Consider the following 8,820-nt stretch of genomic DNA (forward strand, 5'->3'; position numbering starts at 1 on the left):
CTCAATGAGCCACAGCCGCGGCAGCGGCCTCGTCGATCAGGCGGCCGGAGCGGAAGCGCTCCAGTGTGAAAGGTGCATTGATGGGATGCGGTTCGTTTTTCGCAATGGTCCATGCAAAGGTGTGCGCAGCGCCCGGTGTGGCCTTGAACCCGCCGGTGCCCCAGCCGCAATTGACGTAGAGACCTTCAACCGGCGTTTTGCCGAGAATGGCCGAGCGGTCCGGTGTCACATCGACAATGCCGCCCCATTTGCGCAACATCCGCATGCGGTTGAAAATCGGGAAGATTTCCGTAATCGCTGCAATCGTGTGTTCGATCAGCGGCAAACCGCCCCGCTGCGAGTAGGATGTATACTGGTCGGTACCCGAACCGATCACCAGTTCACCCTTATCAGACTGGCTGATATAGGCGTGAACGGCATTCGACATCACGACGCAAGGGAAAATCGGCTTGATCGGCTCAGAGACCAGTGCCTGCAACGGATAACTTTCCAGCGGCAGGCGAACGCCTGCGGTTTCCATGACAACCGATGTATGGCCTGCGGCGGAAACAGCGACCTTCTTGGCCTTGATGAAACCTCTTGCGGTTTCGACGCCGGCAACGGAACCGTCAGCATTACGGCGAATGGCCGTAACCGGGCAATTCTGGATGATGTCGACACCACGTGCTGCTGCACCGCGGGCATAACCCCAGGCGACCGCATCATGACGTGCCGTGCCTGCACGCTCCTGCAACGCACCGCCCACGACAGGATAACGAGCATTGGGCGAAATGCTTAGCGGAGGGCAATATTCCTTGCATTCCTCAGCGCTCAGCCAACGATTATCGACGCCGTTGAGACGGTTGGAATGAATATGACGCTTGAAGCTCTGAACATCATGCACCGTATGGGCCAGCATCAGAACACCGCGCCGCGAATACATGACGTTGTAGTTCAGTTCCTGGCTGAGATTTTCCCACAGGTCGACAGCGTGGTCGTAAAGCCGCGCACTTTCATCATAGAGGTAATTGGAACGGATGATCGTGGTGTTGCGGCCGGTATTTCCACCGCCAAGCCAACCCTTGTCGATGACAGCGACATTGGTAATGCCGTGCTGGCTCGCCAGATAATAGGCGGCACCCAGACCATGACCGCCAGCGCCGACGATGATCACGTCATATTCGGCCTTTGGCGCGCTGTCGGGCCATTGCTCATCCCAGTTCTTGTGGCCGGTAAGGGCGTTCCGCAATAGGTTAAAGGCATTAAAGCGCGTCATGAGCGGACCTGCTGGTTAGAACATCTCGTGATGAAAAATCTACGGAGATTTATTTGGACCCAGCTGGACAATTGCGTCCCTTTGCATGAATATTTGCGCCATGGCTCTACAACACCCCAAGAAACGTCTCAGTGTCGCCTTCCTGCTTGCCGACCGCTTTACGCTGTCGGCATTTGCAAATTTTGTGGATGTTTTGCGCTTGGCTGCCGATGAAGCAGACCGTTCCCGGCCTATCTTGTGCGAATGGTCGGTACTGTCGGCTACCATGGACAGCGTGCGGTCAAGTTGCGGCGTAAAGGTGCAGCCCGATACCCGTCTCACCCAGGCGAAAGATTATGATTATATCGTCGTCGTGGGCGGGTTGATTGGTGACCAGAGTGCGTTGGATTCGGAAACGCTGCGTTTTCTCCAGTCGCGAGCAACAGCCGGCCTCCCTGTTGTTGGTCTGTGTACAGGTGTTTTTATCTTGCATGAGGCAGGTCTACTGAATGGTTATCGCTGCTGTGTAAGCTGGTTTCACCATCAGGATTTTCTGGACCGCTTCGATACCGAACAACTGGTTGCAGATCAGATCTTTGTGGTGGATCGCAACCGCCTGACTTGTTCCGGCGGTCACAGTGCCGCGCATCTGGCAGCCTTTTTGGTCGAGCGGCATATCGGTCAGTCGGCGGCGATCAAAAGCCTCAACATCATGATGATCGACAACGCGCTGAGCGGTGAAAAACCTCAACCTGGGCAACAAAGCTCAAGGCGGGCCAATGATCCGCTTGTCAAAAAGTCCATCCTTCGCATGCAACAAAATATCGAGACCCCAAAGACAATCGCGGAGATCGCCGAGGATCTTGGCGTTGGACGGCGCAGTCTGGAACGGCGGTTTTTCAGTGATCTGGGCGCGACGCCATCAAAGATTTATCTGGAAATTCGCCTTGAGAGAGCGCTCTCGCTGCTGCGCACGACGGACGAAACCGTCACGCAAATTGCGCTGGCGAGTGGTTTTTGCGATGCCCCACACCTGACCAGGCTTTTGCGGGCCGAGCGTGGAATGAGCCCAAGCGAATTTAGAAAAACGCATCTGAGACAGGGCGCGCCGACCGGGGAGTTTGCTGTCGGCGTTTTGGTGCCGCAAACCTAACACTGACACATGTCCCAATAAGACAATTTCGATATTCTGATTTGCGACACAACGTTTTACTCAGGACGGAGAAAACCGCCTGAATTAGATGCTTTAGTGGTGGGCTGTCATATCATTGAGAGCCTTATGGCGGGCCATGGCATCCTGCAGATCTGGCACAGTTCTGTGGCCTTCCCGGAAAAGATTGATGCAAATCTCAGCTGCAATGCTGACATCCGGATCATCTTTTTTCAACGCGTGATGGCTGCGCCACTCATGTAAAGCAGTATCAATAATTTTTAGTTCAATAGGTCCAAAGGTGGTTTCAAAAAACGATGGCATTACAATGTGACCTCCACAACGCAACGCGATGTAGGAGTCAGGTTTGATAATTCAAGACAGCGAATGGCAAATGTCTAAGATGTGAGTGCGACGTGAAATATGACTTGCCAACGGACGAAAACAGGTGATCAAAATCCCGCCTCGCGGAAAAGAATCATCAGCACACGGCGCCAGACACGTTCGGCAAAACTGACGCCTTCGCCATGCAGCAGCATCACGCCCTGCACCGACCTGGATGGCACAAAACTCGCATCATCAATGGTTGCAACGACTGCATATTGAGCAGAAACCGGAACCAGCCTGTGCCTTTTTCCTTCGCTTGCAACGTGAACCGCAATGGCACCGTGATGTTGCGAGGACAATTGAGGCACGTCGATTTCACGTGCTCCCGCTTGCGCTATGCCCGCCAGCGTCACCGGTAATTTTGGCTGCGACACATCATTGGGAATAAACCACCCGGCAGCGTTGGCTGCAAGACGACCGCTGTCGTCACCGGCAACATAACCGCGCGCCACGGAGCCCTGCCCAGATGAGACAAAAGCAATCTGTTCAGCACGCCCGACCCATTGTCCCGGCAAAATTTCCGGGTTCATGTCAGTCACCGTACCATCGAAGGGTGCCCTGACGACCAGTGCTGTGCGGCGCTCTTCAAGCCCGCGTTTGCGGGCCAGAGAGCTGCCCAATTCACTTTCGATAATGCTTCTCTGCGCAAGATCATCAGCATTGGCACCGATGCGGGCCAGACGGGAGCGGGCAAGCTCAATCTCGACCTCGGCAATCCGCAGTTCCTCATTGATCTGTGGTGCATCGATCACGAACAACGTGTCGCCCGCCTTTACGCTCTGTCCGACCGAAATTCCGAGGCTTTCAATACGTCCCGGTTCCTGCGGGAAAAGACGCAGGAACTGCTGCGGATAAATCACCGCCGGTGCGGTGATCCTTGTCGAAAGAGGCAAGAAGGCAAGGATCACTGCAATCCCGACAATTGCACCGGTGAGATATGTACGACGGCTGCGGACAATATCGCTGCGCATGGCCCACCACTCCTTCATTTCCATGAAAACGGGGCGAATGATGAAAAACATGATCTCGACGACAAACAACACAATGCCGACGAGTTTGATCGTGAAGTGATAAACCAGCACGGCAATGCCGAGATAAAGAACCAACCGATAGATTGCCGTGGCAATTGCATACAACGTCAGCGTGGCATCAAGCCGTGGTGGAAAGGGTTCCGGCGCCTCATGACCCGGTTTGAACAGCAACTCGCGCAACCGCCAGCGCATGTGGCGGAAGCTGCGTGGTTGCAGATTTTCCACACCAAGCAGATCAGCCAAGATGTAATATCCGTCAAAACGCATGAACGGGTTGAGATTGACGAGCAGGCTCAACACCACACCGGTCGCGGCCAGCACAAACAGCGCACTGCGCAGCGGCCCGTCGGGCACAAAAACCCAGCCAAGCAGCGCATAGGCTGCAACCGTCAATTCCACCAGCATGCCAGCGGAATCGATCCGCAGTCGTTGCCAGCGCGACTTCAGTTTCCAGGCATCGCTTACATCGGTGTAAAGCAGCGGCACCATGACCATGAAGGCAACACCCATCGTCGGTATACGACACCCGAACCGATGCGCCACATAGGCATGCCCAAGCTCATGCAGGCATTTGATGAAAATCACCGACAGGATAGAGATGACGGCGCCTTCAAGCGAGAAAACGAACGGGAATGTGCCGGTAAATGCATCCCACTGGCGCGAAACCAGATAAATGCCGAGCAGCCCTGCAATGGCCGAAACCCACCAGAAAACACGACTGAACAGAAACTGGACATAGGGCCATGTCGCGCGGATAAACCGCTCCGGCCTGACCAGAGGAATCTTGAAAAACAGGTAGTTGTGGATGAGCCGCATGAACCACGAATGTCGCGGCTGTGCTATCTGGTGCAAAGCCCTCCATCCGCCACGCGTTGGTTGAACCAGCAGCAAATTATGTTCCAGCATGCGTGCGATCGTGCCGATATCATCTTCCGACATGCGTTCGATGAAACGGTTGTTCACCGCCTTGAGCAGATTACTCACCGTGTGGCTGATATTCCAATGCCGCAGTACCTCGAACATCTCGTAGGTGATGCGAAAAAACCGGTTACGGATCGGATCGAAAATCACCCAAGTCGGCGCCCCGGAATAGCTGGCACCCACCCGTACAATCTGCAGATCCTCACGCAGCATCGGTAGCGGTACATCGGTGGGTTGGGCTGTGATCATAGACCAAACCGCTGGCGGATAACCGAGATCGGTTTGCGGAAAAGATAATAGGCGAGCGCTACCTTATCACCGCTGATCTGCGCAGTTCCGCGAATGCCAAGTCGCATGCCGGGCTTTTCGCCATCCAGACTTGCGTAGATGCGATAGGCAAGGACGTCACCCTCGACCATGCGCGCCTCAAATGACACCGCCTCGACCTTCGCATTTGCCGGTCGCAGCGGATCGGAATCGAGGAACGCCCGAACCTTTGCCCCCTTGGACACTGCAATGGCATCGGCCACTGGCACGTCAATGCGAAGTTGCATCCGGGTTGGATCGGCCACTTCCATGATGCGCTCACCTGTCGTGACAGGCCGACCCACCCAATCTCTACGGTCGGTATAAATGGCAATACCATCAGCGGGAGAACGAACATCCGATCGCTGCAACATGTCGCGCGCATAGTTCCGTTTTGCCGCAGCAACGGTTAGTTCACTTCTTGTGATGGCAAGGTCGGCTCGCAATTTCGGATCAGCCACAGCACCTTGCGTCACTTGCATCAGCTTGGCTTCAGCAACGCGCACATCCTGTTCGGCGACCGCTAGTTCATTACGCAACATGACATCGGACATTTTGAGCAAAGGTTCGCCCTGCTGCACGGCTTGGTCAGGATTGACGGCAATGCTCTCAATCACCCCGTCCAGGGGAGCTGCGATAATACGCGGCGAAATTGGCGCCACCTCAACCGGCGCGAGAATGGTCAGCGGAACCGGATAAAAGCCAAGCGCAGTGACGGTGACCAGAGCCGCAGCAATTAACGGCTTCAATTTCACTCGCCGCTTCAGGCGTCGCTCTCCCGTCAGTGCTGACCATGCATGAGAATAGGTTGCGGCCAGCCGCCGCAGAATGACCAGATCCTGTTTATTCCATGGGATTTCACGCGTCACCAGCATGCCGCCGAACACCGTACCGTCGCGAAGCTGAAACGGTAGCCACGCCATGAACCGGCTTGGATATGTCTTATGCTCTTCATCATCGAGCGGGCAAAACGCAGGCAGCGCAAAATCACAAGGCTCGCCAAGACCTCTTTCGCTGCGAAGATTGCTGATGATTGCTTCAATCCAGCGTATACGTGGTGAGTTGCGGTCGATACCGCCGACCGAAGTCGCTGCCTTGACTGCCAGGGTTTTCTCAAATCCCGCCAGTACAAACACCTGACGGCATTTGGCGATGTTCACGGTTTCATTGGCAATCAGAAATCCCAGTTCACCAACGGTTTCCACATGTCGCGCTTCCGCCTCGACACGTAACAGCAATTCATATCCTCGGGAGGCGGCTTGCCCAGCATCGGTTGAAATGCGTTGCGTCGACGTAACCGTTGTTTTTATCTCGGGTTCCATCCGCTACTCTCCGGGTGTGGGATTGAAGGTGGTTGGCCCACTCATTCCCGGCAAAATGCCTCTTGCATCATCGGAAAAACGTCCCGTGATCTTCACCGTTTGGCTGACCGGATCAACCGTGGCTGCGATGCGGGAAACTTCTGCCTGTTTTTTCTCACCAGTTTCATCAATCATGATGGTGAAGGGCGTTCCAGCTTTCAGCCATCGCAACCAGAGAGATGGCAACAGCGCTTCAATTTCCAGCTCACCCTTGCTGACAATCTGCATCAGCGGCTGGTTGGGTTCGGGTATCTCATGCTCGTGCGCCCGCACGAAGGCAATACGGCCATCATAGGGCGCTCGAATGACGCAGCGGGCCATCTTGCTTTGGAAGGCCTCCAGTTCCGCCGCCACCTGATCGGTCTTTGCTTTTGAAAGATCGACCTCGAAGGCGCCGACAGCTTTTGAACGCGCCAAACGGACATTGTTTTCATGCGTAATCGTTTCGGCACGCAGCACAGCCTCAGCGGACTTCACCTGCGCTTCGAGATCACGGCAATCAAAGGCGGCCAGAATGTCGCCTTTGGAAAAATCCTGCCCCTCACGAAACGGCAATGAAATAATCGGAAGACTGAGGTCCGTGCCGATCATTGCCTGATTGACGGGTTTGACGATGCCACGCAACGTCGTGCCGTCATCTTGCGCATGCAGCGGATAACCTCCCGACGACGCGGCCATGATAGCCAGAAAAAGGCCCGCTACTCTCGATATCTGCACGTCTCAACTCCCTGACGTCATAATCGGTACTACGCTTACTTGGCAGCCACCTCGATCTTTGCCGGGCCGCCACTATGGGTCCACATTGTCCTCAACTGTGCTGCGATCTGGTCAATGCTGGAACTGGCGGAAAGACCGACCGGGAACGGATCCACACCAAGCGAGGCATAGATATTGGCATATGCATTCTGTAGGTCGGCATAGGCCATGTCGCGTTTGGCATCGGCAAGGAGGGCGTTCATTTCCTCACGGATGAGAATCTGTTCGCTGGTCTTTTGCGCATTTGTTTCGTCACGCACCTGTTTGAGAATACGGTGCGAGACATTCGACAATGCACTCGCCGTCGAATAAGACTTGTTGAGATGGGCATAACGCGTGCGGCTGATATGCACTTGCGTCATGATTGCCATGGCAACCGAGAGAGCGCGTGCGTCAAGAACCTCTTTTTCGGCGTCAATTCTCTTATTGACCGCTGGCATGCTGACCAGCTTCATCGCGTTGAAGCTGACCTTGGCGCCCCATGACAGCCAGTCATTCGTGGCTATGAACTCATTTGAGTCATAATTGGCACCTGCATAGACGTTAAAGCCCGGCAGAATCTCCAGAAGCGCCGCATTAACTTCTTTTTCGTTAATCCGAGTTCTGTAAGCAACTTCACGCATTTCCGGCCGATTTTCGACAGCTATACGGAACATTTCCGGCATATTGTCGGGAACAGACAGCTTGGTTCTGGAGCGCTTTGGTACTGCCAGCGTAAACTGGGTTCCCGGCGTAACGTTCATGAGTGCTGCAAGCTGGCTTTTGGCAACTTTCAGTTCGCCTTCCAGCATTTCCACTTCACGCTTTACCTCGATCAGTTCGCGCTCATAGGTCAGCGCTACCAGTGGTGAGCTTTCACCGCTTGAAGAGAGGCCACGTGTGTCGCGCAATGCGCGTGCAACGCGGCCTTCAAGCGCCCGCATACGACCGACTAGGCTCTGATAGCTGACTGCGCGCCAATAGGCGGTGCGTACATCCTCGATCACCTTGTTGACGATGCGCCGTTTCATTTCTTCCTGGATCAAAGCCTGATCTGCGGCCTGTTTGGCGCGCACATAAGACAATCCGAAATCAAGGATATTCCACGAAAACGTCAAATCAGCTGATCTAATGTTCTCGTCGCGCGTCGAAGGCGTTGAGGCATCAGCCTCGTTACGGCCCGCATAACCCACCCCGGCCACAACCTTTGGCAAGGCGCTGTAGCTGACAAGATCGGCTTCACGCGTTTTCAGCGCCGCCTGCATGATCTCGACTTTGGTATCGAGATTGTATTTGAGCGCCCGCGCCATCGCGTCATAAAGGTCAATAGAACCGGTAATCGGCTCCTGATTGGCTGTTGCCCTGGTTAGCTTTTCATGCCCGAAAACTGCATTGGCCTCAGGCGTCAGCGGTTCTGTGTGCACAGTACAACTGGCAGCAAGCAGAACGACAGGCACAGTCCAGATGAATGGAAATTTCACTGCGTCACCTCGCAAGTCAACTCGACGGAACCCTTGCGAAAAGCAATACAGGGGTACGCGCGGTTTCAACGCTTCAAACAGACGAAACGCCTTGTGCGAAACCTAGGGGTGGGCAAATGATTGACGGATATGGTTAACAGGTACTTAAATTAGCAGTCCCTGTAATTACAGGCAAAATCTGCGCGCCTGGAACTGATGTATTGTTTCTTGACAA

The 8,820-nt window shown here is 54.6% G+C and carries 7 protein-coding genes; 1 reads left to right on the top strand and 6 read right to left on the bottom strand.

The genetic code is table 11. The features are described 5' to 3' along the window. Position 1: 1 nt before the first annotated feature. Complete coding sequence (locus tag IB237_RS12005; protein WP_192488917.1) at positions 2–1,255, bottom strand: sarcosine oxidase subunit beta family protein; 1,254 nt, start codon at positions 1,253–1,255, stop codon at positions 2–4. A gap of 85 nt (positions 1,256–1,340) precedes the next feature. Here IB237_RS12005 and IB237_RS12010 point away from each other — a divergent pair, with 85 nt between their 5' ends. Beyond that, positions 1,341–2,387, top strand: a complete 1,047-nt coding sequence (locus IB237_RS12010; protein ID WP_192488918.1) for a GlxA family transcriptional regulator — start codon at positions 1,341–1,343, stop codon at positions 2,385–2,387. A 93-nt stretch (positions 2,388–2,480) separates the two neighbouring features. On the opposite strand, the gene IB237_RS12015 is transcribed toward IB237_RS12010, so the two are convergent. The 5 genes from IB237_RS12015 to IB237_RS12035 all read right to left on the bottom strand — a co-directional run bounded on the left by IB237_RS12015 (position 2,481) and on the right by IB237_RS12035 (position 8,606). Next, entirely contained in the window at positions 2,481–2,708 is a 228-nt protein-coding gene (locus tag IB237_RS12015; protein ID WP_192488919.1) for a hypothetical protein, read from the bottom strand. Positions 2,709–2,836: 128 nt separating this feature from the next. Then, a complete protein-coding gene (locus IB237_RS12020) occupies positions 2,837–4,972 on the bottom strand; it encodes an HlyD family efflux transporter periplasmic adaptor subunit (protein ID WP_192488920.1) in 2,136 nt (711 codons plus the stop codon). Continuing rightward, positions 4,969–6,351, bottom strand: coding sequence for an efflux RND transporter periplasmic adaptor subunit (locus tag IB237_RS12025; RefSeq protein ID WP_210323926.1), 1,383 nt, complete (start codon positions 6,349–6,351; stop codon positions 4,969–4,971). The genes IB237_RS12020 and IB237_RS12025 overlap by 4 nt, the downstream gene beginning before the upstream one ends. A gap of 3 nt (positions 6,352–6,354) precedes the next feature. After that, a complete protein-coding gene (locus IB237_RS12030) occupies positions 6,355–7,107 on the bottom strand; it encodes an efflux RND transporter periplasmic adaptor subunit (protein WP_192488921.1) in 753 nt (250 codons plus the stop codon). A gap of 35 nt (positions 7,108–7,142) precedes the next feature. Continuing rightward, entirely contained in the window at positions 7,143–8,606 is a 1,464-nt protein-coding gene (locus IB237_RS12035) for a TolC family protein (RefSeq protein WP_192488922.1), read from the bottom strand. Positions 8,607–8,820: the final 214 nt, after the last annotated feature.

This window comes from Agrobacterium sp. AGB01 (assembly GCF_014851585.1).
Taxonomy (GTDB): Bacteria; Pseudomonadota; Alphaproteobacteria; order Rhizobiales; family Rhizobiaceae; genus Agrobacterium.

What these genes read in the sequence shown, in the direction of transcription:
- IB237_RS12015 (WP_192488919.1), bottom strand. Translation starts at nt 2,708, where the DNA reads ATGCCATCGTTTTTTGAAACCACCTTTGGACCTATTGAACTAAAAATT.
- IB237_RS12025 (WP_210323926.1), bottom strand. Translation starts at nt 6,351, where the DNA reads ATGGAACCCGAGATAAAAACAACGGTTACGTCGACGCAACGCATTTCA.
- IB237_RS12020 (WP_192488920.1), bottom strand. Translation starts at nt 4,972, where the DNA reads ATGATCACAGCCCAACCCACCGATGTACCGCTACCGATGCTGCGTGAG.
- IB237_RS12010 (WP_192488918.1), top strand. Translation starts at nt 1,341, where the DNA reads ATGAATATTTGCGCCATGGCTCTACAACACCCCAAGAAACGTCTCAGT.
- IB237_RS12005 (WP_192488917.1), bottom strand. Translation starts at nt 1,255, where the DNA reads ATGACGCGCTTTAATGCCTTTAACCTATTGCGGAACGCCCTTACCGGC.